The organism is Pseudophaeobacter sp. 1A16562 (assembly GCF_041008785.1).
GTDB classification, from domain to species: Bacteria; Pseudomonadota; Alphaproteobacteria; order Rhodobacterales; family Rhodobacteraceae; genus Phycobacter; species Phycobacter gallaeciensis_A.
On the sequence record NZ_JAXGFT010000001.1, the window covers coordinates 384,102 to 407,134 of the forward strand.

The window sequence follows — 23,033 nt, forward strand, 5'->3', positions numbered from 1 at the left end:
GGGTCAGGTAAATGCCAACACAAATAAATGCCCCGTCGCACCTGCGGCGGGGCTGTCACGTTCAAAAGACCCGTAGCACATGCACGGCACGACCAGACGAAAGCGGAGCAGACCATGGAAAAGATCCCGATGACGCCGACGGGCTTTCAGGCCCTCGAAGCGGAACTCAAGAACCTGAAATCCGTCGAGCGCCCGGCCATCATCCAGGCCATCGCCGAAGCCCGCGAGCTCGGCGATCTGTCGGAGAATGCCGAATACCATTCGGCGCGCGAAAAACAGTCCTTCATCGAAGGCCGCATCAAGGAACTTGAAGGCATTCTGAGCCTCGCCGATGTGATCGATCCGGCGAAACTGTCGGGGTCTGTGAAATTCGGCGCCAAGGTCACCGTGGTGGATGAAGACACCGACGAGGAAAAGACCTGGCAGATCGTCGGCGAGCACGAGGCCAATATCGAAGCAGGCCTGCTGAACATCAAATCACCGATTGCCCGGGCCTTGATCGGCAAGGAAGAAGGCGACAGTGTGGAGGTACGCACCCCCGGCGGGGAGCGCGCCTATGAGATTTTGCAAATCGTTTATTCCTGACAAGACAGAACCCATCCGCCATGACCGCACCGGATCCCGCCTCAAAGACCGCCCATAACCAGCCGCTCGGCACGTTCGAGCGCCCCTCGGCCACGGGATTGGGCGGCGCCGAGATGGGGGCGATCGTGCTGGGCTGCATCTGGCTCCTGGCGGTTCTGGCGGCCTACCTTCTGGCTCCTGCTGAAACGGACGGTGCCGATGGCTGGACCGGCTGGGTGCAGACGGCGCTGGCCGTCTGCCTGCCGGTGATCCTGCTCTGGGGCGGCGCCATGGTGCTGCGGTCGATCCGGATCATGCGCGAGGAAACCCTGCGCCTGCAATCGGCCATCGACGGGCTGCGGCACAGCTACCTGACCCACGCCCAGCAGGCCACGGCGGTGGCGGAGCCTTCGGTCACCAAGAAGCTCGAGGAAATCGCCGAGGCGACGCGCAAGACCGAAAGCGCACTGGCCACTTTCCAGAGCAGCCGCCGCAACCCGCCGCGCCCGGCGATCCCCGCCGAAGCCGCCCAGATGGCCGCAGCGGATCAGGGTACGCTGGCCCTTGGCACCTCCTCGGAAGACATGTCGCCGCCGCTGCCGGTGGACCAATTCATCCGCGCGCTCAATTTCCCGGAAACCGCAGAGGACGAAGAAGGCTTCTCGGCCCTGCGCGCCGCGCTCAAGGACCGCAAAGCCTCGCAGGTAATCCAGGCGGCCCAGGACGTTCTGACCCTGCTCAGCCAAGACGGCATCTATATGGACGATCTGCGCCCGGACATGGCGCGCCCCGAAATCTGGCGCCAGTTCGCCCAGGGCGCCCGTGGCCGCGCCGTGGCGGCGCTTGGCGGGGTGCGGGACCGGACATCGCTGGCCCTGACCGCCGCGCGGATGAAACAGGATCCGATCTTCCGCGATGCCGCGCATCACTTCCTGCGCCGGTTCGACCAGATGTTCACCGAATTTGAGACCGAAGCCAACGACAGCGAAATCTCCGCTCTTGGCGACACCCGCACCGCGCGCGCCTTCATGCTGGTGGGCCGCGTCGCGGGCACCTTCGACTGAGCCTCAGCCAACACCCCCCGTTTCGCCCGCCAGAGCGCTCCCGTCCGGATCCCGGCGATCACAGATCACCGCTCTCCCGTTGGGTCCGGCGCCACGCTAGGCGCGGCGCGGTTGCCACCATCCCGCGCCCTGCACCGCAGGGCGCCCGGCCCAACCGCGAAGGTCATTGCCTGCAATGATACTGAATGGGCGGGAGCTCCCCGTCCCACAGACACCTGCCTAAAGGGAAAAACTGCCATAGGGCAGGAAACGCACCGGATCGCCGGGCCGGATATGCGCCGCATCCTCGCCAATCTCGACCAGACCCTCGGCCCAGCTCAACCCACTGATCCGGCCAGAGCCTTCAGATTTGAACACCTCGGCGCGCCCCTGGCGGATACGGGCGCGCAGGTATTCCCGCCGCCCCGGTTTCTTGCGCTTCTCAAACCCGGCAGGCACATCGAACCCCTGCGGTTCCTGCCACCCGGCCCCCGCCATCACCCCGATGGCAGGGCGCGCAAAGATCAGCGTGCAGACCAGCGCCGCCACCGGATTGCCCGGCAGGCCAAAGACCGGCATCCCCTGCCACATCCCCAGCGCCAGCGGACGGCCGGGTTTCAGGGCAATGCGCCATTCCTGCATGGCGCCTGCCTCCCGCAAGAGGGCCGAGACATGATCTTCATCCCCCGCCGAGGCACCGCCGCTGGTCAGGATCACATCCGCCTGTGACGCCGCGCCGTCCAGCCGCGCCCGCAGCGCAGCGCGATCATCACCGACGCGTCCCAGATCCACGGCAATCACGCCCAACTGCCGCAGCAACGCCAGCAGCATCGGCCGGTTGGCATCATAGATCTGCCCCGGCCCGGCAGGCGCCCCCGGATCGCGCAGTTCATCCCCGGTGGACAGCACCCCGACGCGCAAGGGCTGCCGAAGTGGTAATGTGTCGTTTCCCGTCGCCGCAGCTAGCGCCAGATCGGCAGGTGTCACCACCCGCCCCGCACCCAGAATCACATCTCCGGCCGCCACATCCTCACCGGCGCGGCGGGTATTGGCGCCCTGTTTCAGCGGCCCGTGAAAGGCGATCTGACTGCCATCCGTGGTCACGTCTTCTTCCAGGATAACGGTATCGACGCCTTCGGGCAGAGCGGCCCCGGTCAGGATACGAATGGCCTGCCCCGCAGGCACCACGCCGTCAAAGGGCACCCCCGCCGCCGCACGCCCGGCGACCAGATCCATGACCTGTGCCCCTTCGGCTATGGGACCGGCAAAGCCATAGCCATCCACTGCGGTATTGGGCTGCGGCGGGTTCGATCGCTGCGCCACCACATCTGCGGCCAGCACCCGCCCCACAGCCTGATCCAGCGGCAGGCTCTCCACGCCAGTCACCGGCCCCAGCCGCTGCCGCAGCAGCGCCAGCGCATCCTCGACCGGGGTCCAGTTCACGCCCGCCGGCAAGGCAAAGCAATCATCGCGCAGCGGCGGCGGCTTCAGGGTCATCTCGGCTCCACTCCAAGGATCCAGCCCTCTTGGGGGGCGGTGATATCCAGCATCTTCTCCAGTTCTGCCACAGGGCGGCCGGCAAGTTCCAGAGCCACCTGCTGCACCTGCCAGGCATCCTTGATCATGCCAGCAGGCGGCGTAGGAACGGTGAGAGAGGGCCAGATCTCGACCAGCGCCACCGGCCTGTCCAGCGCCTCAAACGGCCAGGCAGCCACATGCGGCGCAAAGCGGCGGCGCAACCGGGACAGCACCGGCAATCCCATCATCACCTGACCACCGACAGAACCTGCGCCAGCCATCTGCCAGCAGGTGAAGGCGCCCGGCGCCAGATGTTCGACCGCGCGCCGATCCGGAAAGGGGTTTTGGTAGGTGCGCTTGGTGCGCGGCAGCCCGTCGATATCGCGCTTCAGCGCATTGGCCCAGAAAGGCCCCTGCCCGCCAAAGCGGCGGTTGATCTCGCCCGCCAGATCAAAACGGTTGTTTGCCCTGGGGCTGTCTTCGATGCGCGCCTCGAACCAATCCCAGAGCGCCAGAGGATCGCTCTGCCCGGTCAGCGTCGGGCCAAAGCCTGCGGGATAGCCAAAGGGAAAATCAAATCCGATGCAAAGCCGTTGATCCCGGCTCAGCGCCAATTCCACCTGATCGCAGAGCCAGTCTTCGACCAGCTGGCGATTGCGGAAATAAAGCGGGTCTTCGGCGCCGTCCCGGACCGCCAGGCAGGCCCAGATCGCATCGCGGCGTGGACGCGGTCCGGCATCGTTGCCGCCGGACCAATCCACCATCACGAAGGTGTCAAACGGCCTCACAAGCCCAGTTCACCCGCGATGAAATCGGCAATCGCCACGGTATCGTCCAGATCAAACACGGGCCGATCCAGATTGAGGGAAATGTCGCTGGCCACGGCCCGGATCGATTGATCCCCCGGCGCGATCAGCGGATTGCCCGCATCAGTGCGATAGGCCTCGATCTTGGGATGCGGCTCGCGTTTGAAACCCTCGACAAGGACCAGATCCACTGGATTGAGCCGCGACAGCAGATCGACAAAGGACGGCTCTTCCGCATCGCGCAATTCCTGCATGATCGCCACCCGGTTGGGCGAGGCCAGAAGAACCTCTGAGGCGCCCGCGCTGCGATGGCGGTGGCTGTCGGTGCCGGGCTGATCCACATCGGTGCTGTGATGGGCGTGTTTCAGGGTCGAAACGCTCAGGCCACGAGCACAGAACTCAGCCACCAGCCGCTCCATCAGGCCTGTCTTGCCGGCGTTTTTCCAGCCGGTCACTCCGTAAATTTTCATACTAGTAATCTCTCCGCACGCGCCAGATCCTCGGGCGTGTTGACGTTAAAAAATGGATCAAAGGGATCGGCCTCAAACAGCGCTTCACGCCCGCCATGGGCATCGGTCCACAGGACCACCTTGCGCAGGCCATCATTAAGGGCCGCGCGCAGATCATCGCGCAGCGCCACGGGCCAAAGGCCGAATGTGGGGTGGCGGTTCACCTTGCTGCGCCCGCCGGATTTCAGTTCCTCCCCGGTGCGCGGGGTTGTGGCGAGCACCAAGGGATGGGTCTGCCCTTCGGAGGCCTCCATTAGCCGCGCCGCCAGATCGATAGGGAAGAAAGGCGTGTCGGCAGCCGCCGTCACGATGGCTTCAGCGCCTTGCTCGGCGGCCCAGTCGAGCCCAGCCAGCACACCCGCCAGGGGCCCGGCAAAACCTTCGATACTGTCGGCGACCACCGGCAGGCCGAGGTCGGCAAAGCGCGCAGCATCGCCATTGGCATTAAGCGCGAGGCCCGCCACCTGCGGCGACAGCCGATCGATCACGCGGGACAGAAGGCTTTGCCCGCCGATGTTCAGCAGCCCCTTGTCGCCACCGCCCATGCGGGTGGCCAGACCGCCCGCCAAGATCACGCCGAGCGGTTTGGTCATGCCACACCCTCCCAGCGTCCGACCCGGCGGGGAGGGTGCGAAGCGCCCGCCCCGTGGGGGGCGGGTTGGGCGCTGCCCGGCTTTGCCGGGCAATGACGAGTAGCTGACATCATCCCGCGCTCTTCCTGCGATGTTTCTTGTCTTCCTGCGGCATCGATGCGGGGTCCACGTCCCGTTCCAGCCGGTCATCGCCAGACAGGCAAATGAACCGCTGGCCGCGCATCCGGCCAATCAGGGTCAGACCGACCTCGCGGGCGATCTCTACCCCCCAGGCGGTAAAGCCCGAGCGGGAGACCAGCACCGGAATGCCCATCATCGCCGTCTTGATCACCATTTCAGAGGTCAGCCGCCCGGTGGTATAAAGGATCTTATCCGCCGGATCGCTGCCCGTGGACAGCATCCAGCCCGCGATCTTGTCCACCGCATTGTGGCGGCCGACGTCCTCCATATAGACCAGCGGGCGGTCCCGATGGCACAGCACCGTGCCGTGGATCGCACCGGCCTCAAGGTAAAGCGACGGCGTGCGGTTGATCTTATGCGCCAGCGCATAGAGCCAGGAGGTGCGCACCAGCGTTGCGGGCAGGCGGACATCCTCCAGCCCCTCCATCATGTCGCCAAAGACGGTGCCCACGGCGCAGCCCGAGGTGCGGGTCTTTTTCTGCAGCTTTTCCTCGTACGAAGTCTCGACCTCGGTGCGCACAACGGCGGTTTCCAGCTCTGCGTCGTAATCGACGCCGGTGATCACATCATCGTCGCGCAGCATGCCCTGATTGCGTAAAAAGCCAAGCGCCAGGTACTCGGGATAATCCCCGATTGTCATTGCGGTGACGATCTCCTGCCGGTTGAGATAGATGGTCAGCGGACGTTCCTCGACCACGGAAATCTCGCTTTGGGCGCCGGTGTGATCGACGCCCGTCACCGCGCGTGTCAGCCGCGCGTTCTTCGGCGCAGGCGCGATGATATACTCTGCGTGATCTTCGGCTTTTGCCAATTGCAAACCTCCCCAATCCCCCGTAGGCCATGACAGCAGCCCCGTGCTGCGTCTCAATTTAGGACGTGCAAATGGCGATCACCACACCCAAATCGGCCTTTTGGAAGGGCGTCCGCGATGGCGCACCATTTCTTCTGGTGTCAGGACCTTTTGGCCTGCTGTTTGGTGTTCTGGCCGCCGAGGCGGGACTTATTGTCCCCGAGGCACTGACCTTCTCGCTCGCGGTGTTTGCCGGATCGGCTCAATTCACCGCTCTGCAACTGATGCAGGAGAACGCGCCGATTCTCATCGTGCTGATTTCGGCGCTTGCGGTGAACCTACGGGTGGCGATGTATTCGGCCTCGCTGACGCCCTATCTGGGGTCGGCGCCGCTGTGGCAGCGGGCGATTGCCGCCTATTTCACCGTCGATCAGTCCTATGCCCTGTCGATCGTGCAATTCGAAACCGAGCCGGAGATGACCGTACCAGAACGCATGGCGTATTTCTTTGGCACCAACGGGTTGGTGGCACCGGGCTGGATGATCGCGACCTTTACCGGTGCCATGATCGGCGCGCAGGTCCCCGACAGTTGGGGCCTCGACTTTGTGCTGCCACTGGCCTTTTTGGCGATGATCGGACCGATGCTGCGCACCCCGGCGCATCTGGTGGCCTGTTTCGTCGCCGTCGCGACCGCCCTGCCCGCCGCGGCGCTGCCCTATAACCTGGGTCTGATCGTGGCCGGGCTGGCCGGGATGATGGCCGGCGCCCAGACAGAGGTCTGGCTGGAAAACCGGCTGCGCCGCAGCCAAGAGGAGACCGCGCAATGACCAGCACTGCCCCTGCCCTGATCGACCCCGTGATCCTGTGGACGGCCATCATCGGACTGGCTGTTGGCAGCTTTGCCCTGCGTTTTGCCTTTATCGGGATTGTTGGCGGGCGCGCCATGCCGGACTGGCTGATGCGCCACCTGCGCTATACCGCTGTTGCCATCATCCCGGCGCTGGTGGCGCCGCTGGTGGCCTGGCCCGCTCCGACCGGCGGCACCCCAAGCCTGCCGCATGTCGCGGTGGCGGCGCTGACGCTCGCAGTCGGCTATCTGACCAAGAATGTACTCTTGGCCATGGGAACTGGCGCAGGGTCCTTCGTGCTGCTGCTCTACGTATCGGGCTAAAACGCAAGCGTCAGCCACGGGTCCTCCGCTGCGGCGCACGTTCTGAGGATTCGCCGCGTTATTCTCCGTTCAGGATCGCATTGTTGCGCGCGAGTCCTTCCTGAAGGTCGGCGCTGTCGTTCTCGTAATAACGGGTGGTTTTCACGCCGGGCCGCTGTTCAAACTGGTCGGCCAGCTTCACCGGATAAAAGGTAACCTTGATATCCTCGAAACCGGGAACCTGTTTCAACACCGAAGCGGTGGCATTGGCGCAATAGGCACCGGGCACGCGGCCATTGCTGACAACCAGTTCATAGGCGCGTTGCGCCTGTTCCGGCGTCACTGCAACTTCCTGAACCATCACGTGATGGGTGCTGCGGGCGTGCGATCCGCGATAGGCCTTTTCCACGGCAGGCGTGATCCCGTAAAGCACGTCATCCCGTTCGGGTACGCGGTCTGCATAAAACGACCCGGCGGGATCAAAGATGACCCGCTCCGAAGCATTGACCATCAGCGAGGTATGCCCGCCCTGTCCGGTCCGGTTGTTGACCATCGTATAAAGGGTCAGGGATGGGGCGCCCTCGGCGCGATACGCGACACGTTCCAGCGTTGCATCATCGGCATTGGGCTGCGGCTGCGACGCGCAGCCCGACAGCGCAAAAGCTCCCCCTGCAACCGACGCACAAAGCGTCAGGCGCAGCAGCAAACGGCCCACGGACATGGCCCGAAGATCAGGTCGCGAAGACGGCCAGGAAGACCGCGAAGAGCGCCAGAGCGATGCAGAAGCGCACCGTGAAGGTCACAAAACCCGCAAAGGTTTTTTCCTGAACCGAGATGTCCATGGTTCCGTGTTTATGCTCAGCCATGTCTAAATGTCCTATTCGCGTTCGATTTCCTGCTGATTACTGGATTTCCCGCGCCCTGTCACGACGTCAATGCAGCGCAGCAGGGCGAAAAACCCAAGGCCTGCGGCCTGTTTGCACAGCAGTTTCGCCCCGACTTGCGGGTCGTCACGCATCAGATCGCCGAATCGCGCGGTTGCCCCTGCACCGGGTCTCTCAGGTATCCGGCTCTGCCTCTGCCACGATATCGGGATCAGCATCCGGGGCCGGATCAGGCTCCAGATCCTTCGCCAGACGAAATCCGATCCGCATGGCCGGGGTTTCCGGCTGCGCCTTGGGCAGGGCCCGCAGCATCACGTTGAGCTGCGTCACATGCTGGACCAGCTGCGTGCGGGCACCGGAGTTATCCGACCCGTAAAAGGTCACGATGTCAGGGTCGAAATAGCCCATACCCTCGATCCGCATGACACCGGCGTCGCCACCGGCAAACCCCATCGCGACCTCATGAGCGCTGTCCAGCTGCTCCTCGAAGTTCTTGATGTAGAGAATCATCCGCTCATAGGCCCAGCGGGCCGGGCTTTTCTCTTCGGCCGGTTTCTGCATCGCCTTGGGCAGCGTCGGGCTGCTCTGGCCCGGCCTCGGGTCGCAATGCACCTCATGCACCTGCGGCAGGATCGCCGCTTCGACGGCCTCGGCGCTGGTATCGATACTGTCGTGAATGGCCGAAGCGCCCGGTTTGCGTGTCTTGTCACTCATCTGTGCCCGCCTTTCCCGGCGTGGCGCCCTGGCGCCACCCCGTCAGTCTTTGCGTTGATACAGCCAGGCGCCGTCTTGGCGCTGTTCGCGTGTGACCCGCCCCAGATGGAAGAGGTGATTGACGTGGGCCACCGCCTCGACCAGGGCCAGGCCGTATTCACCCGGCCCGATGGCACGTTTGAACAGCGGCGAAAAACACTCGGCCGCGGTGCGCGGGCTGTCGAGATGATCCATCAGCCGATCCAGTGCGCCGTGGTGGTTGTCGATCAGCTGCCGCATCCGCAGCGGCAGGCGCGAGAACGGCAGCTTGTGACCCCCAAGGGCCAGATGATCATGCCGTGCCAGCGGCGCCAGACGTTCGCAGGCCTCCAGCCATTCGCCCAAGGGGTCCGCCATCGGTTCGGTGGCATAGACGCCGATATTGGGGCTGATCGACGAGAGAATCTGATCCCCGGTGATCACCAGATTGTCGTCACGACTCCAGAAGGTGGCATGTTCCGGCGCGTGGCCGTTGCCCATGTGCACATCCCAGTCGCGCCCGCCCATGCGGAACACATCGCCCTGCTGCACCCGGGTAAAGCCCAGCGGCATCGGGTAGACGGTATCGGCAAAATTGAACGGCCGGTCCGCAACCCGCTGGTCATAGATTTCCTTGTCCATGCCCGCGCTGCGGTAATAGGCCAGCGTTTCCTTGGGCCAGGTTTCCTGCACATCCAGCGTCAGCATGCGGGCGAACAGCCAGGCAGTGCGGGTGGTGACCAGCTCGGCGCCGTATTCGGACTGGAACCAGCCCGCCAGACCGATGTGATCCGGGTGATGGTGGGTGGCGACGACACGGCTGATGGGTTTGCCCTTCAGCGGGCCTGCCATCAGGCTTTGCCACAGTTCGCGGCTCTTGCGGGTGTTGAACCCGGTGTCGATCACCGTCCAGCTATCGCCCTCATCAAGCGCGTAGACGTTGACGTGGTCCAGCTTCATCGGCAGCGGCTGGCGCATCCACAGGACGCCTTCGGCGACCTCGATCACCTCGCCCAGCGCGGGCGGTTCTTCCCAGGGGGTACGCGGGCCGACTTCGGGAACGGAGGCCATCAGCTGGCCAGCTCGTCCAGTGTCAGCGCCATGGCACCCTCGATACCTTCCTGCGCGTGCTGCAGCAGGCCGACATGCTCGGGCAACATCCGCTTGATGTAGAACCGCGCCAGTTTTTCGCGCGGGCCGCCCTTGTCAGCCAAGGCCGCCATCAGGTGGTAATGCCCCCCCAGAACACGGGCAAAGGCCCGCAGATAGGGCACCGCCCCGGCAAAGCGGTTCTGCAGATCACCCTGCCCCACCAGCCAGTCGGTCGCTTCGCGCAAGCTTTCGCAGGCCTGCCAGACGGCTTCGGCCATATTGGGGTGGGTCGGACGGGCGCGTTCGGCCAGTTCTTCGATCTCATCCATCAGACGGTTGGCCATCTCGCCGCCATCCATCATCTTGCGGGCAACAAGATCCATCGCCTGAATGCCGTTGGTGCCTTCGTAGATCGAGGTCACGCGCACATCGCGGCAGAATTGCGCGGCGCCGGTTTCCTCGATGAAGCCCATGCCACCATGCACCTGCAGGCCGATATCTGCGACGCGAATGCCGGTGTCGGTGCCAAATGCCTTGGCAATCGGCGTCAGGAAGGCCGCGCGGGTCTTGCAATCCGCCTCTCCGGTGGCGGTGGACATGTCGATGGCCTGCGCGCAGGCCAGCAGGATCGCACGGGAGGCAAAGAGATCCGCCTTCATCTCCATCAGCATCCGGCGCACATCCGCGTGGTCGACGATGCCGCCCGACGGCGTCTTGCCCTGCTTGCGCTCCAGCGCATAGGCCAGCGCCTTCTGATAGGCGGCTTCGGCAATGCCGACACCCTGACCGCCGACACCCAGACGCGCGTTGTTCATCATGGTGAACATGGCCGCCATACCGCCATGTTCGGCGCCCACCAGCCAGCCGGTGGCGCCATCATATTGCATCACGCAGGTCGGGCTGCCGTGCAGGCCCAGCTTGTGTTCGAGACTCACCACCTTGAGACTGTTCGCCTTGCCGGGGTTGCCATTGTCATCCGGCAGGAATTTGGGAACCAGGAACAGCGAGATCCCCTTGGTGCCCGGCACACCGTCAGGCAGCCGCGCCAGCACCAGATGGCAGACATTGCCTGCGAAATCGTTGTCGCCCCAGGTGATATAGATCTTCTGCCCAGTGACGGCATAGGTGCCATCGCCATTCGGCACGGCCTTGGAACTGAGCGCGCCCACGTCCGATCCGGCCTGCGGCTCGGTCAGGTTCATGGTGCCGGTCCATTCGCCCGAAATCAGCTTCGGCAGGTATAGCTCTTTCAGCGCGTCGCTGGCGTGGTGATCCAACGCCTCGATCTGTCCCTGGCTCATCAGCGGGGCCAGCTGCAACGACAGGCAGGCGCCGGACATCATTTCATTGACCGCCGAGGTGATCGTCATAGGCAGCCCCATGCCACCGTGCTCCTGCGGTGCGCTCATCCCGAGCCAGCCGCCCTCGGCGATGGCACGCCAGCCATCGGCAAAGCCGGGCGAAGTACGCACAACGCCGTTTTCCAGATAGGCCGGGTTCAGATCTCCCGGACGCTCCAGCGGCGCCATCACCTCGTCGCACATCTTGCCCGCTTCGGTCAGAATCGCCGTCACCATGTCGTCCGAAGCCTCGGCAAACAGGTCGGTTGCGGCGACCTCCTCAAAACCGACGATGTGCTTGAGCATGAACTCATACTCGGAAACGGGGGAACGGAAGGTCATTGGCGTCCTCTTGGCGTCCTGTGGGGCTCTCTCGTGTCTGGGCTAGTCTTTTACCCAGTCTTGGCATTGCTTACGAGGCCCTTTATATCTCGCGGCCTGTCCGATTACCTATCCTCTCGACCTTTTCAATCAACCAAAACGCCGCGTCACCCGCCATGTCCAGCCTGACCACCGAAATTCTGGGGACCTCGGATGCTGATCTGAGCCGCGCCGCCGATCTTCTGAAGGCGGGGCAGCTGGTGTCCTTTCCGACCGAGACGGTCTACGGCCTGGGCGCCGATGCCCGCAACGGCACGGCGGTGGCTTCGATCTATGCAGCCAAGGGGCGCCCCAGCTTTAACCCGCTGATTGCCCATGTACATTCCGTCGCGGCGGCGCAGCAGCTGGTGCAGTGGAACGATTTGGCCGAACGGCTGGCAGCGGCCTTCTGGCCCGGGCCGCTGACCCTGGTCTTACCACTGCGCGAGGGCCACGGCGTTTCCGGACTGGTGACCGCGGGACTTCAGACACTGGCAGTTCGGGTTCCGGCCCACCCCACCGCCCTGCGGCTGCTACGCCTCGTGGACGGACCGGTGGCAGCGCCCTCGGCCAACCCGTCGGGACGGATCAGCCCCACTACGGCCGCGCATGTACTGGCCGGGCTGAACGGCAGGATCGCTGCCGTCGTGGACGATGGTCCCTGCGGCGTAGGAGTGGAATCCACCATCGTTGGCCTCAGCGGACCAGAACCCATGCTGCTGCGCCCCGGCGGACTGGCAGCCGAGGATATTGAGGCAGCCCTCGGTACGTCGCTGACCGGCCGCAACGCAGCCGATCCCCTGTCGGCGCCGGGGCAGTTGCTGTCCCACTACGCGCCCAATGCCCGCGTCCGCCTAAACGCGACAGAAGCCGGTGAGGGCGAGCTGCTGCTCGGCTTTGGCTCCATGGACTGTGATCTGAACCTGTCAGCGGTCGGCGATCTGGCCGAAGCCGCCGCCAATCTGTTCGAACACCTGCACCGGCTTGATGCAATCGGTCAGCCGATTGCTGTCGCGCCCATCCCCGAACATGGCCTTGGCAGCGCGATCAACGACCGTTTGCGCCGGGCCGCCGCGCCCCGGGACGACAGTTCCGCGCACTGACCCCGGCCCTAACGGCCAGCCAGATCCGCCAAAACCCCATCAATTATTCATATATTCGCTAGTCTCTATGCATAAATGGGATACCGGGCTATCCTGACCTCCTACTAGGGAGGAACATCATGAAACATTTACTGACAGCGGCCGCTGTAGCCACAAGCCTGTGCGCAGGCTGGACCACCGCAGCCCTTGCCGAAGGTGCCACGCATCACATCGCCGTTCACGTCAATCAGAATGACCCCAAGGTCATGAACATGGCGCTCAATAACGTGCAGAACCTGACCCGCTATTACGAGGCGCAAGGGGACACGGCGGTTGTGGAAGTTGTCGCCTACGGCCCCGGCCTGCACATGCTGATTCCGGGGAAAAGCCCGGTCGCGGACCGCATTGCAACCATGAGCCTTGAGAACGACAAACTGTCCTTTTCCGCCTGCGGCAACACCCACCGCAAGATGAGCGAGAAGGCAGGCAAGGAAGTTGCCCTGCTCGAGGAAGCCTCGATCGTGCCTTCCGGTGTGGTCCGGCTGGTGGAACTGCAGGAACAAGGGTTCTCTTACGTCCGTCCCTAATTGGCGCAGACCTGACAGACAATAACACGCAGGGGCGACCCGTCCCTGCGTATCTCGCCGCACTGACCGTGTGGGGTCAGGCGGTTCCGGCGCTTGAGGACAGCGACACCGGGTCCACGCCCAGCGTTTTCAACGCCGCGCCCCATTTTTCCAGATCGTCCATCTCGAACAACAGCTCGGCGCTGGCCTCGGCCGTCAGCCAGCCATTGGCGACGATTTCGCTTTCCAGCTGCCCCGGCCCCCAGCCAGCATAGCCCAGCATCACGACCATCTGCTCTGGCCCGCTGCCTTCGGCAATGTCTTCCAGAATGTCCAACGTCGCGGTCATCGCAAAACCGCCCGGAACATCCAGAGAATTGACCCGCGAATGATAATCGTCCGAATGCAAAACGAAGCCGCGCTGGGTCTCGACAGGACCACCGAAACGGACAGGCAGAGATGCAACATCGGTGTTTGCCTCGATCTCCAGCTGTTCCAGCAGACTGCCCAGCTGCACACCCGGCGCCGTCTTGTTCACGATCAGCCCCATCGCCCCCTCATCACTGTGAGAGCACAGGAACACCACCGCATGTTCGAACCGCGGATCGCCGATTCCCGGCATGGCAATCAAGAGTTTACCTGTCAGATCCATATCGCCTGTCTTTCTGTCTGCTTGGTCCATCGGACCAGACCGCATGCGACCAGCATGCAGCCCCACGCCCAGAGGTGCAAGGGCTGGTCCCCTGCGACACTGAAGCAGCCAGATCTGACGAAGTCTGACCGGAACGTGACTTGGCATTTGCAGACGGAATGCGCATTTATTGGTGTATGAGACATAAACGCCCCTCCTCTCGCCCTGTGTCCCGATCTGTGTTCGGGCTGGCCCGTCTGAAATCCGCCGTGGCGGCTTGCGCCGTTCTTGCGCTGATGCCGGTCGCGACTGTGCAGGCGGGCGCATCGCCCGATCCGGTGCAGATCGAGATCCTCGATGGCGGGATGACGAAACGGGGCACCTATATGGGCGCGCTGCGGCTGACGCTCGACAGCGGCTGGAAAACCTACTGGCGGGCGCCCGGGGATGCCGGCATTCCGCCCAGATTTTCCTGGCGTGGATCGCGCAACATTGGCGACGTGTCGATGACATGGCCCGCCCCCGAAGTCTTCATGACCTCCGGCTACCGCACCATCGGCTATCACGATCAGCTGGTGTTGCCGATCGAGATCACCCCCGCGAATCCTGCCAAACCCGTCCGCATCAAGGGACGCATGGAACTGGGCGTTTGCAAGGACGTCTGCGTGCCATCCGAGCTGTCCTTTGATCACCGGCCAGACCCCGAGGCAGGCCGCAACCCGGCGATCGTCGCGGCGCTGGCCTCGCGCCCTTATTCGGCGCAGGAGGCAGGCGTCTCCTCGGCGATCTGCAGCCTGTCCCCCGGCAGTTACGGCATGCGCGTCGAAGCGCAGATCACCATGCCCAGCGCCGGCGGCGAGGAAGTCGCGGTGATCGAACCGGGCACACCGCATCTGATGGCCGGGGAAACCAGCACCGAACGGCGCGGCGGTATTCTACTGGCACGGACCGAGTTCATGCCCGCAACCAGCAACAGCCCGACCTCCATTGACCGGTCAAAACTGCGCATTACCGTGCTGGGGCGCAGCCATTCGGTGGACATCAAAGGCTGCGACGCCGGATGAGCCGCCCGGTTCTGGGCGCGCTGGCGGTGGTCTGCCAGACCGTGGCCGGACAGGACAGCGTGATCCTGATCCAACGCCGCAATCCGCCCAACGCAGGCTGGTGGGGCTTTCCCGGCGGCCATGTGGAATGGGGTGAAACCGCGCTGGAGGCCGCCGCGCGTGAACTGCACGAGGAAACCGGCGTCCTTGCCCGTCCGCGGGGCTATCTGACCAATGTCGACGTGATCCTGCCCGGCCCGGATGAGGCGGTTTCACACCACTACCTGCTGACCGCCGTGCTCTGCGATTATGTCAGTGGCGCGCCGACCCCGGATGACGATGCGCTGCAGGCCAAATGGGTGGCGGTGGACGATCTGCCCCGCAGCGGGCTGGAGCTGATCGATCAGGTGGCCGAAGTGGCGCTCTTGGCCCGCTCACGCTGGCGCGAGCGCAGCGCGTGGGACAGCGCCCCGACCACATAGGTCAGCAGCCCCAGCACCGCCGCACCCAGCAGAAACAGGATAAGCGCAGCCCGCACCGGCTCCATCGTGGCCAGCCCGGCGTCCAACACCATGAGCGCCCCATGCAAGGCCGGATGCAACGCGCCGGTGGCCATGGCCCAGCCCAGCGTCAGCACCAGCCAGCCGAGCTGCACCGAAGCCGATCCGGCGATCAGCCAGCGCAAAACCCGGGTATGGGCCCGCTGGCCAGTCCGCAGTGCCCGCCGCAGCGATGTGATGGGCCGCGCCGCGTCCCGCTGCACCGCAACCAGCGCAGGAACCACCAGAAGCACCAGGAACATGCCAAAACCCAGCCCGTAGACCAGCGTGATCACCGTCGGTTTCAGGAACTGCGCCTGCTGAGAGCTTTCGTACATCAAGGGCGCCAGCCCCAGCACCGTGGTCAGCGTCGTCAACATCACCGGACGCCAACGATCCGCGGCCCCGTCGATGATCGAAGGCACCAGCCCGCGCTCAGCCGCGTATTCGTCGATGGTTGTGACCAGCACGATGGAATCGTTGATGATGATCCCGGTCATACCCAGAAGCCCCACCACCGTGAACATGCTGAGAGGCACCTCCCAGATGTAATGCCCCCAGATCGTCCCGACGAGGCCGAAGGGAATGATCGCCATCACCACGATGGGCCGCGTCCAGCTGGCAAAGATCCAGGCCAGCACCAGGTAGATGCCGGTCAGGCACAGGATCAGACCGGTGCCCGCCTCGGAGAGGAAGGTGTCCTCCTGCTCGCTGAGACCCGCAAGGCGCCATTCCACCTGACGCTCGCTGGCGATTGTCGGCAGGATCTCCTCCTGCAGCGCGGTGATCACCGCCTCGGCACGGGCGGGATCATCCTCCGAGATATCGCCGGTGACGCTGATCACCCGGATGCCGTTTTCGCGCCGCACGGTGGAAAACCCGCTGCGCTGGCTGACCGAAACGATATCGGCCAGCGGCACATAGCTGCCGCCCGGCGCCCGCATCAGGGTGCGCTCCAGGAAATCCGCCGTCAGCTCTCCCTCGGGCAATTCGACCCGGATGGTGGCGCTGCGCGGTCCGTCCGGATAGGTCGCTGCCTCGATCCCGTTGAGCCGCGCCCGCAGGGCCCGGCCCAGACTGTCGATGGTAAAGTTCAGCGCCTGCCCCTGCGGTGTCAGATCCAGAATGACCTCTTCCTTGTCATAGGCGAGGTTGTCCTCCACCGCTGACACCTCAGGATAGCGCAGGACGGCGGTTTTCAGATCTTCCGAGGCCGCCTTCAGCGTCTGCACATCGGCGCCGTAGAACTGCACATCCATCGCATCGCCGCCCGGCCCCGAGCGCCAGCTGCGGAAGGAAATCGTCTCTGCCAGCGGATGGCGCACCACCCGTTGCTGCAGCTCCGCAACAAAGGCAAAGCTGGAGTAATCCCGCTTGTCCGCGTCGATCAGCTCGATCGAAATGCCGCCCAGCAGGTCTGCGTCCTTGGCTTCGACGCCCGACAGACCGCGCCCGGCGTTGCCGCCAATCTCGGCCATGACAAAATCCAGCGGGTTTTCGCCATAGCGTTCGGCGTATTCAGCGCCCAGCGTCTCGGTCGCGCGCTGCATCTCGCGCATCATGTCCAGCGTGTCTTCGCGGGTCGCGCCCTCGGCCATGGCGAAATTGCCGGTGATCGAACCGCGCTCCGGCGCATTGAAGAACCGCCATTTGACATCGCCGCCAATGAACAGCGCCAGTTGGCTGGCCAGAATGACCGCAGCACCTGCCAGCACCACGTAACGCGCGCGCACCACCAGCGCCATCAACGGGCGGAACAGCACATCCCGGACCCAGCGAAAACCCCGGTTCACCGCCCGGTTGGGCCAGTCGTACCAGTGCCGCTGCTGCGCATGGGTCAGGGCATGAGCCATGTGGTTCGGCAGGATCAGGAAGCATTCCGCCAATGAGGCCGCCAGCACCATGATCACCGTAAAGGGAATATCCCGGATCAGATCGCCAAAGCGCCCGCCGATGATAACCAGACCGAAAAAGGCTATGATCGTAGTCAGGGTTGCAGCAAACACCGGCAGCGCCATGCGCCGGGCGGCGTTCTCGGCCGCCTGCATCGGCGTCTCGCCCAGGCGCCGGACCCGGAAATCGGCGTGTTCACCCACCACGATGGCATCATCGACCACGATCCCCAGGGTGATGATCAACCCGAACAGCGACACCATGTTGATGGTCAGCCCCGCCGCGTACATCAGCGCCACGGCAGCAAACATCGCCGCCGGGATGCCCGCCGCGACCCAGAAGGCGATGCGCACGTTGAGGAACAGGAACAGCAGGATCAACACCAGCCCGAGCCCCATCAGCCCGTTGTCCACCAGGATGTTGAGCCGGTCCGAGATCGCCTCGGCCCGGGTGCGGATCAGCCCGGCGGTGACCCCCTGCGGCAGGCTCAGCTGCAATTCATCGACGACCTTTTCAACCTTGTGCTGGATGCCGATGGCATCGCCCTGATCCGAGCGGTCGACCCGCACCGACATCGCCGGATGCTCCCCCACGAAATAGGAGCGGCTGCGGTCGACGCCTTCAACCCGGATGGTGGCAACATCGCCAATGGTCAGCGCCGATCCGTCCGCATTGGTGCGCAGGACGATCCCGGCCAGCTCGTCCGGCCTGCGTTTCTCACTGCCGGTGCGCACGCGGGTATTGGCGCCGGTGACATCGCCTGCCGGATCGGCATCGACCTCGGCGGCGATGGCGGCAGCGATTTCCGCCATGCTGACATCATGGGTGATCAGCGACGACGAGGGCACTTCGACGATGGTTTCCGGCGCTGCGACACCGCGGATGGTGGTGCGGGTGACGCCGACCTCGAACAGGCGCACGACCAGCTCATCCGCAAAAAGCCCCAATTGCTCGGGGCCGATATCGCCGGTGATCACCACGTCGGTCACCCGATCGCGCCAAGCACCGCGTTTGACGGTGGGCTCTTCCGCCTCTTCCGGCAGGGTGGTGACCAGGCTGACCGCTGTCTGCACATCATCCGAGGCGCGTGACATATCCCAGCCCGGTTCGAACTCCAGCGTGATGGTGCCCAGCCCCTCGCGGGAGATGGCGCTGGTTTCCTCGACCCCGTCCACCGCCAGAAGGGCCGGTTCCAGCGCCTGCACGATGGCGCTGTCCACGTCCTCAGGGCCGGCACCATCCCATTGCACCCGGACGGTGACGTTTTCCACGATCACATCGGGAAAGAATTGCGCCCGCATGTTGGGGATCGCCGCCGCGCCCAGCACCAGCAGGATCACCAACAGCAGGTTGGCCGCCGTCCGGTGACGGGTGAAGTAGCTTAGCAGGCCGCCAGCGGGCCGGGACAGATCGCGCATGGATCAGCCTCCCTTGCGGGCTTCGATACGGTTGACCAGTTGCGCAGGCACCGCCGTTTCCGAGAGCTGCGCCAGCACCCGTTTGCGAGCCTCTTCCGGCATCCGCGCGTTGCCTTCGACAAGAGCGACAAGACGGGCGCGGCGATCCTCGGTCAGCTCTATCAGCTCAGGCCCTGCGGCTTCGGGGGCAATCTCAGCCTTGGCGTCGATCCGCAGCGGCCGCACCCGGATACCCGCGCCCAGAAGGGGCGTGCGCCCAGTGACGATCTCGCGCCCTGCTAGGCCTTCGCCCCGGATCAGAACCGCATCGCCCTGCCTGCGCACCAGTTCCACAGGCAGCGCCTCCAGCCGGTCTTCGGCGCCCAGCACCAGCACCTGACCATCGCTGCCCAGCGCCGAGGCAGGCACCCGCACGACATTCTCCACCGGCGGTTCGGTCACCGAAACGGTCACAAAATCCCCCGGTTTGAACCCTGGCGCCGCATCAAGGCGCGCATAGACCAGACGGCCGGTCTGCCCGTCCCCGGCGGCGCCGCTGACCCGCGACAGCTGCCCGGTGGCCGACAGCGCGGCCCCGGCAGCATCCAGCATCACCCGCACCGGGGCCTCGATCAGGTGCCCGGCATCATCCAGCAGGCGGGCGTATTGCAGGGTCGAAACCCGGAAAGCCACCTCCAGCCGGTCCGCGTCCACCAGTTCGGCGAGTTTTTCATTGGCCGAGACGAGGCGCCCCTCGACCAGGCTGACCGCTTGCAAGGTACCGCTGAAGGCGGCCGAAATCGTGGTATCCGCCAGATCGCGCTGTGCGGTTTCCAGCGCAATCCCGGCGCGGGCCACCCGCGTCTTGGCCTGATCCACCCGGGCCTCGGCCTGCGAAATCGCCTGCCTGCGGGAAATCACCGCCTGCCGTGCCTGCGCTGCCGCCAGCGCTGCGGTTTCCACCGTTGCCGTGGTACCGACACCTCGTTCCTCAAGATCCAGCTGCCGCTGATAGGCCTTGCCACGCAATTCCGCCTGATCCTGCGCGGCTTCGAGCTCATCATTGGCCAGGATCAGGGCCCGTCCCGCATCACGCTCTTCGGCGCGGGCATCCATCATGTCAGCCTCGGCCCGGTCCAGTGCCGCCTGCGCATCGGCAGGATCGATCTGCACCAGCAGCGCGCCTTCCTCGACGCCGCCCCCCTCTTCGAAATTCTCGGACAGGTGAATGACCCGACCGGCCAACGCGGTGCGCAACTCCAGCGTCCGGCGGCTGTCGATGCGGCCAAAGGCGATCAGCTCTGGCGCGATGGTCTGTGCATCGGCTGAGACTACCCGCACCGCAAAGATCCGTTCGCGCGCAGGCGGCGTGCGCGGTTCGGCATTGAGCCGCGCCTGCACCGCGCCCATCACCAGCCAGCCCGCGTAGAGCAGCAGACCCAGCATCGCCGCCGTCAGAAAAAGACCCGTCAAACTATGCCGCAAAAACCGCATTCATATTCCTTCCGGTGGCAGATGTTGCCGCTTCGATCCCGCAAAACACCCGGGCAGGCGCAATCGCCCACCTGAAAAGATAGCAACTGAACATACCCGTTACGAGGTTACACGCGGCCGCGGATCACTTCCGTCGCAGATGTTCGTCCAAACGGGGCATTATCTCGACGAAATTGCAGGGGCGGTGGCGGAAATCGAGCTGTCTGCCCAGGATTTCGTCCCAGCCGTCCTTGCAGGCGCCCGGGCTGCCCGGCAGCGCGAACAGATATGTGCCCCCGGCAACACCGCCCGTGGCCCGTGACTGCACCGCCGAGGTGCCGATCTTCTGCATCGACACGATGGTGAAGACGGTACCGAAGGCGTCGATTTCCTTTTCATAGACATCGCGGTGCGCCTCGACCGTGACATCACGGCCCGTAAGGCCGGTGCCGCCGGTGGAAATCACGACGTCCACCTCCGGGTTCGCCACCCAGGCGCGCAATTGATCGGCGATCTCGCTGCGCTCATCCGGCAGGATCTTCCTGTCGGCCAGCACATGCCCTGCCTCGGTCAGCCGGTCCACCAGGACCTGCCCGGAGCGGTCCTCCTCCAGAGAGCGACTGTCCGAGACGGTCAGGATGGCAATGCGGACGGGAATGAAGTCTTTGCTCTCATCGATACGCGACATGGTCTGCTACGCCTTATGCTTTTTCCAGAATGGCCAGCCTCAGCGCGAGACCGGCAAAAATACCGCCAGAGATCCGCCCCAGCCAGCGCCCCGCCACCGGATTGGTGATCAGCCGCCGCCCGGCCTGCCCCGCAAAGATCCCGACCAACCCGTTGATCACGAAACCGCCCAGCGACAGGACCGCACCGAAGATCAGGAACTGCAGCAGCACCGGGCCTGCCTCGGGGACCACGAATTGCGGGATAAAGGCGAGGACGAAAAGGATCACCTTGGGGTTGGTGAGATTCACCAGAAATCCGGAACGAAAGGCCCGCGCCGCAGGCACCGCAGGCGCATCGCCGGGGGCCGGGCCGCTGCGGAAGGTGGTCCAAGCGAGATAGAGAAGATAGGCCACGCCGACCCAACGGATTACATCGAACAGGCCGGGCACCGCAGCAACCGCCGCGCCAAGGCCGAGACCAGCCAGTGCCACATGCACGAAACACCCCGCCGTGATCCCGGCGCTGGCCGCGACCGCCGCGCGCCGCCCCGAACGCAGCCCCTGCCCAAGGCAGAACATCATATCCGCCCCAGGCGTCAGGTTCAGCGCCAGCGCCGCGGGCACAAAGGCAAGAAGCGTCAGCGGATCAATCATGGCTCACCTCGAAAAAACTGGCCGTCGGGCCAAGGTTGGCACAGGCCGTCTGCCCGATCTTCCCGCGCGTGCCCCAGGCCTCGTGCACGTGACCGAACAAGGCCAGCTGCGGCTGCAGGCGCTCAATCGCGGCGCGGATCGCTGTGGAGCCGACCGACAGGCCGGTGGAGGTGAGATCGCCCAGCCCCTTGGGCGGCGAATGGGTCACCAGCACGTCTGCCTGCGTGCAGGGTGCGAGCAGGTCCTCGGCTGCGTCTTCGGACAGATCCCAGGACCAGGCGCCAAAGGGTGTTTCCGGCACACCGCCGCCCAACCCCCAGAAGGTAATGCCATCGATTGTGACACCATTTCCATGGAGCACATGGGCATGCCCGGGCGCAGCAGCGCGCAGCTCTTCGGCACTTTCGGCATTGCCGGCGACCATGACCATCGGCGCGGTAATACCCGAAAGCAGCTCCATCGCCTGATCCAGCCCCTGCCGCCCGTTGCAAAAATCACCGGCACCCACCACCAGATCTGCATCGGCGCTGGCCGCCACCAGATCGGCGGCGCGGGTGCGGGTCAAATGCAGGTCGGAAAAGGCAAGAATTTTCATGGCAAAGCCTCGTCAAAGGGCGGTGAGCCGCGCCTTCAGCTCCAGAAGGTCGGCCCAGGCGGCGCGTTTCTGCGCGGGCTGGCGCAAGAGGTAGGCCGGGTGGAACATCGGGATCACCGGCTTGCCCCAGACCTGATCCCACTGACCGCGCAGCCGGGTGATGCCACGTTTGCCCAGCACCGCCTGACAGCTGATATTGCCCATCAGCACCAGCACCTCCGGCTCGGCCAGCTCCACGTGGCGTTTCAGGAATGGCACCATCATCGCCATCTCCGCAGGCAGCGGATCGCGGTTCTGCGGTGGGCGCCAGGGCAGCACGTTGGTGATATAGACGTTCTTTTCGCGGTCCAGATCGATGGCGCCCAGCATCTTGTCCAGCAATTGCCCGGCACGGCCCACGAAAGGCTGCCCCTCGCGGTCCTCGTCGCGCCCCGGGGCCTCTCCGATGACCATCACGCGGGAACCGGCCTGACCGTCGCAGAACACCAGATTGCGGGCGCCGCGCTTCAGCTCGCAGTGATCGAAGGCGGCCATCGCTTCGCGAAGGGCAGGCAGGGAGGTCGCAGCGGCGGCGGCCTTTTGCGCGACTTCGACCGGGTCCACCTCGGGGAGGCGCTGGATCTGTCCGGGCTGCGGTGCATCAGGCTGCGCGCCGCGCGCGGGTTTGGGCGCCTGCTGCTCCAGCTCATACCGGTTCACGGGCGTTTCGCACAGGGCTTCGGTTGCGCCCAGTTCGATCTGCCACGCGAGCAAGGCGCGGGCGCTGTGATAATCCAATGCCGATTCCATGGCGCAAAGCTACTCTGCCTCAGCGCCAAGCGGAACCAGAGACTTGCGCATCGGGACAAGAGGTAACACCTTTGAGCCAAACCACCCCGCAGCGGCAGCACGGTGCCTTGCCCGGCAGCGACGCCGCGCCTATAAGGGCGCG

General features: G+C 64.7%; 26 protein-coding genes. 8 read left to right on the forward strand and 18 right to left on the reverse strand.

All coding sequences use genetic code 11. The annotated features are described in order from the left end of the window. Positions 1-114 precede the first annotated feature (114 nt). Positions 115-585, forward strand: a complete 471-nt coding sequence (gene greA / locus SM764_RS01855; protein ID WP_065272478.1) for a transcription elongation factor GreA — start codon at positions 115-117, stop codon at positions 583-585. A gap of 20 nt (positions 586-605) precedes the next feature. Then, a complete protein-coding gene (locus SM764_RS01860) occupies positions 606-1,628 on the forward strand; it encodes a hypothetical protein (RefSeq protein WP_274827580.1) in 1,023 nt (340 codons plus the stop codon). Positions 1,629-1,847: 219 nt separating this feature from the next. Here the strand turns inward: SM764_RS01860 and SM764_RS01865 are convergent, their stop codons facing one another. The 5 genes from SM764_RS01865 to SM764_RS01885 all read right to left on the reverse strand — a co-directional run bounded on the left by SM764_RS01865 (position 1,848) and on the right by SM764_RS01885 (position 6,030). Then, complete coding sequence (locus SM764_RS01865) at positions 1,848-3,104, reverse strand: molybdopterin-binding protein (RefSeq protein WP_369000865.1); 1,257 nt, start codon at positions 3,102-3,104, stop codon at positions 1,848-1,850. Next, the gene (locus SM764_RS01870) at positions 3,101-3,913 is read right to left on the reverse strand and encodes a molybdopterin guanine dinucleotide synthesis (RefSeq protein WP_369000866.1); all 813 of its coding nucleotides are present in this window, start codon (positions 3,911-3,913) and stop codon (positions 3,101-3,103) included. The genes SM764_RS01865 and SM764_RS01870 overlap by 4 nt, the downstream gene beginning before the upstream one ends. Next, positions 3,910-4,401 (reverse strand): molybdopterin-guanine dinucleotide biosynthesis protein B, encoded by a 492-nt coding sequence (gene mobB, locus SM764_RS01875; RefSeq protein ID WP_065272474.1) that lies wholly within the window; start codon positions 4,399-4,401, stop codon positions 3,910-3,912. The genes SM764_RS01870 and mobB overlap by 4 nt, the downstream gene beginning before the upstream one ends. Further along, positions 4,398-5,033, reverse strand: coding sequence for a molybdenum cofactor guanylyltransferase MobA (gene mobA, locus SM764_RS01880; protein ID WP_369000867.1), 636 nt, complete (start codon positions 5,031-5,033; stop codon positions 4,398-4,400). Before mobA ends, mobB begins: the two co-directional genes overlap by 4 nt. Positions 5,034-5,142: 109 nt before the next feature. Further along, positions 5,143-6,030 (reverse strand): formate dehydrogenase accessory sulfurtransferase FdhD, encoded by an 888-nt coding sequence (locus SM764_RS01885; protein ID WP_369000868.1) that lies wholly within the window; start codon positions 6,028-6,030, stop codon positions 5,143-5,145. Between the two features lie 65 nt (positions 6,031-6,095). Here SM764_RS01885 and SM764_RS01890 point away from each other — a divergent pair, with 65 nt between their 5' ends. Beyond that, positions 6,096-6,830, forward strand: a complete 735-nt coding sequence (locus SM764_RS01890) for an AzlC family ABC transporter permease (RefSeq protein ID WP_274827574.1) — start codon at positions 6,096-6,098, stop codon at positions 6,828-6,830. Next, complete coding sequence (locus SM764_RS01895; protein ID WP_065272470.1) at positions 6,827-7,174, forward strand: AzlD domain-containing protein; 348 nt, start codon at positions 6,827-6,829, stop codon at positions 7,172-7,174. Before SM764_RS01890 ends, SM764_RS01895 begins: the two co-directional genes overlap by 4 nt. Positions 7,175-7,232: 58 nt before the next feature. On the opposite strand, the gene SM764_RS01900 is transcribed toward SM764_RS01895, so the two are convergent. From SM764_RS01900 to SM764_RS01925, 6 genes are read right to left on the reverse strand one after another with little or no spacing between them, the layout of a single operon-like run. Beyond that, positions 7,233-7,874 (reverse strand): hypothetical protein, encoded by a 642-nt coding sequence (locus SM764_RS01900; RefSeq protein ID WP_237028373.1) that lies wholly within the window; start codon positions 7,872-7,874, stop codon positions 7,233-7,235. A gap of 10 nt (positions 7,875-7,884) precedes the next feature. Beyond that, on the reverse strand, positions 7,885-8,019 hold the full coding sequence (locus SM764_RS01905) for an aa3-type cytochrome c oxidase subunit IV (RefSeq protein WP_065272469.1): 135 nt from the start codon (positions 8,017-8,019) through the stop codon (positions 7,885-7,887). A gap of 11 nt (positions 8,020-8,030) precedes the next feature. Continuing rightward, on the reverse strand, positions 8,031-8,171 hold the full coding sequence (locus SM764_RS01910) for a hypothetical protein (RefSeq protein ID WP_368947308.1): 141 nt from the start codon (positions 8,169-8,171) through the stop codon (positions 8,031-8,033). A gap of 40 nt (positions 8,172-8,211) precedes the next feature. After that, positions 8,212-8,751 (reverse strand): DUF6173 family protein, encoded by a 540-nt coding sequence (locus tag SM764_RS01915; protein ID WP_370570628.1) that lies wholly within the window; start codon positions 8,749-8,751, stop codon positions 8,212-8,214. Between the two features lie 42 nt (positions 8,752-8,793). After that, positions 8,794-9,840: an MBL fold metallo-hydrolase gene (locus SM764_RS01920; RefSeq protein WP_369000869.1), complete on the reverse strand. Its 1,047-nt coding sequence runs from the start codon at positions 9,838-9,840 to the stop codon at positions 8,794-8,796. Beyond that, on the reverse strand, positions 9,840-11,543 hold the full coding sequence (locus SM764_RS01925; protein ID WP_369000870.1) for an acyl-CoA dehydrogenase family protein: 1,704 nt from the start codon (positions 11,541-11,543) through the stop codon (positions 9,840-9,842). Before SM764_RS01925 ends, SM764_RS01920 begins: the two co-directional genes overlap by 1 nt. A gap of 155 nt (positions 11,544-11,698) precedes the next feature. Between SM764_RS01925 and SM764_RS01930 the strand changes: the two genes are divergently transcribed. Next, entirely contained in the window at positions 11,699-12,664 is a 966-nt protein-coding gene (locus tag SM764_RS01930; RefSeq protein WP_369000871.1) for an L-threonylcarbamoyladenylate synthase, read from the forward strand. Between the two features lie 119 nt (positions 12,665-12,783). Beyond that, on the forward strand, positions 12,784-13,230 hold the full coding sequence (locus tag SM764_RS01935; protein ID WP_065272465.1) for a DsrE family protein: 447 nt from the start codon (positions 12,784-12,786) through the stop codon (positions 13,228-13,230). A gap of 76 nt (positions 13,231-13,306) precedes the next feature. Here SM764_RS01935 and SM764_RS01940 read toward each other — a convergent pair whose 3' ends face one another. Further along, positions 13,307-13,861: a YqgE/AlgH family protein gene (locus SM764_RS01940; protein WP_369000872.1), complete on the reverse strand. Its 555-nt coding sequence runs from the start codon at positions 13,859-13,861 to the stop codon at positions 13,307-13,309. A 176-nt stretch (positions 13,862-14,037) separates the two neighbouring features. Here SM764_RS01940 and SM764_RS01945 point away from each other — a divergent pair, with 176 nt between their 5' ends. Both SM764_RS01945 and SM764_RS01950 read left to right on the forward strand, forming a co-directional pair. After that, positions 14,038-14,904, forward strand: a complete 867-nt coding sequence (locus SM764_RS01945; RefSeq protein WP_425541633.1) for a protein-disulfide reductase DsbD domain-containing protein — start codon at positions 14,038-14,040, stop codon at positions 14,902-14,904. Beyond that, positions 14,901-15,365, forward strand: coding sequence for an NUDIX hydrolase (locus tag SM764_RS01950; RefSeq protein WP_369000873.1), 465 nt, complete (start codon positions 14,901-14,903; stop codon positions 15,363-15,365). Before SM764_RS01945 ends, SM764_RS01950 begins: the two co-directional genes overlap by 4 nt. Here SM764_RS01950 and SM764_RS01955 read toward each other — a convergent pair. The 6 genes from SM764_RS01955 to SM764_RS01980 form a co-directional block, all read right to left on the reverse strand. Beyond that, a complete protein-coding gene (locus SM764_RS01955; protein ID WP_369000874.1) occupies positions 15,287-18,733 on the reverse strand; it encodes an efflux RND transporter permease subunit in 3,447 nt (1,148 codons plus the stop codon). The two genes, SM764_RS01950 and SM764_RS01955, sit on opposite strands and share 79 nt — an antisense overlap. 3 nt (positions 18,734-18,736) lie before the next feature. Then, positions 18,737-20,206, reverse strand: coding sequence for an efflux RND transporter periplasmic adaptor subunit (locus tag SM764_RS01960; protein ID WP_369000875.1), 1,470 nt, complete (start codon positions 20,204-20,206; stop codon positions 18,737-18,739). 124 nt (positions 20,207-20,330) lie between these two features. Continuing rightward, positions 20,331-20,873 carry a molybdenum cofactor biosynthesis protein B gene (gene moaB, locus SM764_RS01965; protein WP_065272461.1) on the reverse strand — a complete coding sequence of 181 codons (543 nt, stop codon included), beginning with the start codon at positions 20,871-20,873 and terminating at the stop codon, positions 20,331-20,333. Between the two features lie 13 nt (positions 20,874-20,886). After that, positions 20,887-21,507 (reverse strand): LysE family translocator, encoded by a 621-nt coding sequence (locus tag SM764_RS01970; RefSeq protein WP_274827565.1) that lies wholly within the window; start codon positions 21,505-21,507, stop codon positions 20,887-20,889. Continuing rightward, positions 21,500-22,102 carry a metallophosphoesterase family protein gene (locus SM764_RS01975; protein WP_369000876.1) on the reverse strand — a complete coding sequence of 201 codons (603 nt, stop codon included), beginning with the start codon at positions 22,100-22,102 and terminating at the stop codon, positions 21,500-21,502. Before SM764_RS01975 ends, SM764_RS01970 begins: the two co-directional genes overlap by 8 nt. A 12-nt stretch (positions 22,103-22,114) precedes the next feature. Beyond that, positions 22,115-22,891 (reverse strand): uracil-DNA glycosylase, encoded by a 777-nt coding sequence (locus SM764_RS01980; protein WP_369000877.1) that lies wholly within the window; start codon positions 22,889-22,891, stop codon positions 22,115-22,117. Positions 22,892-23,033: the final 142 nt, after the last annotated feature.

Bases quoted from the DNA above. Each gene is read 5' to 3' on its own strand.
- greA (WP_065272478.1), top strand. From the start codon at position 115: ATGGAAAAGATCCCGATGACGCCGACGGGCTTTCAGGCCCTCGAAGCG.
- SM764_RS01860 (WP_274827580.1), top strand. From the start codon at position 606: ATGACCGCACCGGATCCCGCCTCAAAGACCGCCCATAACCAGCCGCTC.
- SM764_RS01865 (WP_369000865.1), bottom strand. From the start codon at position 3,104: ATGACCCTGAAGCCGCCGCCGCTGCGCGATGATTGCTTTGCCTTGCCG.
- mobB (WP_065272474.1), bottom strand. From the start codon at position 4,401: ATGAAAATTTACGGAGTGACCGGCTGGAAAAACGCCGGCAAGACAGGC.
- mobA (WP_369000867.1), bottom strand. From the start codon at position 5,033: ATGACCAAACCGCTCGGCGTGATCTTGGCGGGCGGTCTGGCCACCCGC.
- SM764_RS01890 (WP_274827574.1), top strand. From the start codon at position 6,096: ATGGCGATCACCACACCCAAATCGGCCTTTTGGAAGGGCGTCCGCGAT.
- SM764_RS01895 (WP_065272470.1), top strand. From the start codon at position 6,827: ATGACCAGCACTGCCCCTGCCCTGATCGACCCCGTGATCCTGTGGACG.
- SM764_RS01900 (WP_237028373.1), bottom strand. From the start codon at position 7,874: ATGTCCGTGGGCCGTTTGCTGCTGCGCCTGACGCTTTGTGCGTCGGTT.
- SM764_RS01905 (WP_065272469.1), bottom strand. From the start codon at position 8,019: ATGGCTGAGCATAAACACGGAACCATGGACATCTCGGTTCAGGAAAAA.
- SM764_RS01910 (WP_368947308.1), bottom strand. From the start codon at position 8,171: ATGCGTGACGACCCGCAAGTCGGGGCGAAACTGCTGTGCAAACAGGCC.
- SM764_RS01915 (WP_370570628.1), bottom strand. From the start codon at position 8,751: ATGAGTGACAAGACACGCAAACCGGGCGCTTCGGCCATTCACGACAGT.
- SM764_RS01920 (WP_369000869.1), bottom strand. From the start codon at position 9,840: ATGGCCTCCGTTCCCGAAGTCGGCCCGCGTACCCCCTGGGAAGAACCG.
- SM764_RS01925 (WP_369000870.1), bottom strand. From the start codon at position 11,543: ATGACCTTCCGTTCCCCCGTTTCCGAGTATGAGTTCATGCTCAAGCAC.
- SM764_RS01930 (WP_369000871.1), top strand. From the start codon at position 11,699: ATGTCCAGCCTGACCACCGAAATTCTGGGGACCTCGGATGCTGATCTG.
- SM764_RS01935 (WP_065272465.1), top strand. From the start codon at position 12,784: ATGAAACATTTACTGACAGCGGCCGCTGTAGCCACAAGCCTGTGCGCA.
- SM764_RS01940 (WP_369000872.1), bottom strand. From the start codon at position 13,861: ATGGATCTGACAGGTAAACTCTTGATTGCCATGCCGGGAATCGGCGAT.
- SM764_RS01945 (WP_425541633.1), top strand. From the start codon at position 14,038: ATGAGACATAAACGCCCCTCCTCTCGCCCTGTGTCCCGATCTGTGTTC.
- SM764_RS01950 (WP_369000873.1), top strand. From the start codon at position 14,901: ATGAGCCGCCCGGTTCTGGGCGCGCTGGCGGTGGTCTGCCAGACCGTG.
- SM764_RS01955 (WP_369000874.1), bottom strand. From the start codon at position 18,733: ATGCGCGATCTGTCCCGGCCCGCTGGCGGCCTGCTAAGCTACTTCACC.
- SM764_RS01960 (WP_369000875.1), bottom strand. From the start codon at position 20,206: ATGCGGTTTTTGCGGCATAGTTTGACGGGTCTTTTTCTGACGGCGGCG.
- moaB (WP_065272461.1), bottom strand. From the start codon at position 20,873: ATGTCGCGTATCGATGAGAGCAAAGACTTCATTCCCGTCCGCATTGCC.
- SM764_RS01970 (WP_274827565.1), bottom strand. From the start codon at position 21,507: ATGATTGATCCGCTGACGCTTCTTGCCTTTGTGCCCGCGGCGCTGGCG.
- SM764_RS01975 (WP_369000876.1), bottom strand. From the start codon at position 22,102: ATGAAAATTCTTGCCTTTTCCGACCTGCATTTGACCCGCACCCGCGCC.
- SM764_RS01980 (WP_369000877.1), bottom strand. From the start codon at position 22,891: ATGGAATCGGCATTGGATTATCACAGCGCCCGCGCCTTGCTCGCGTGG.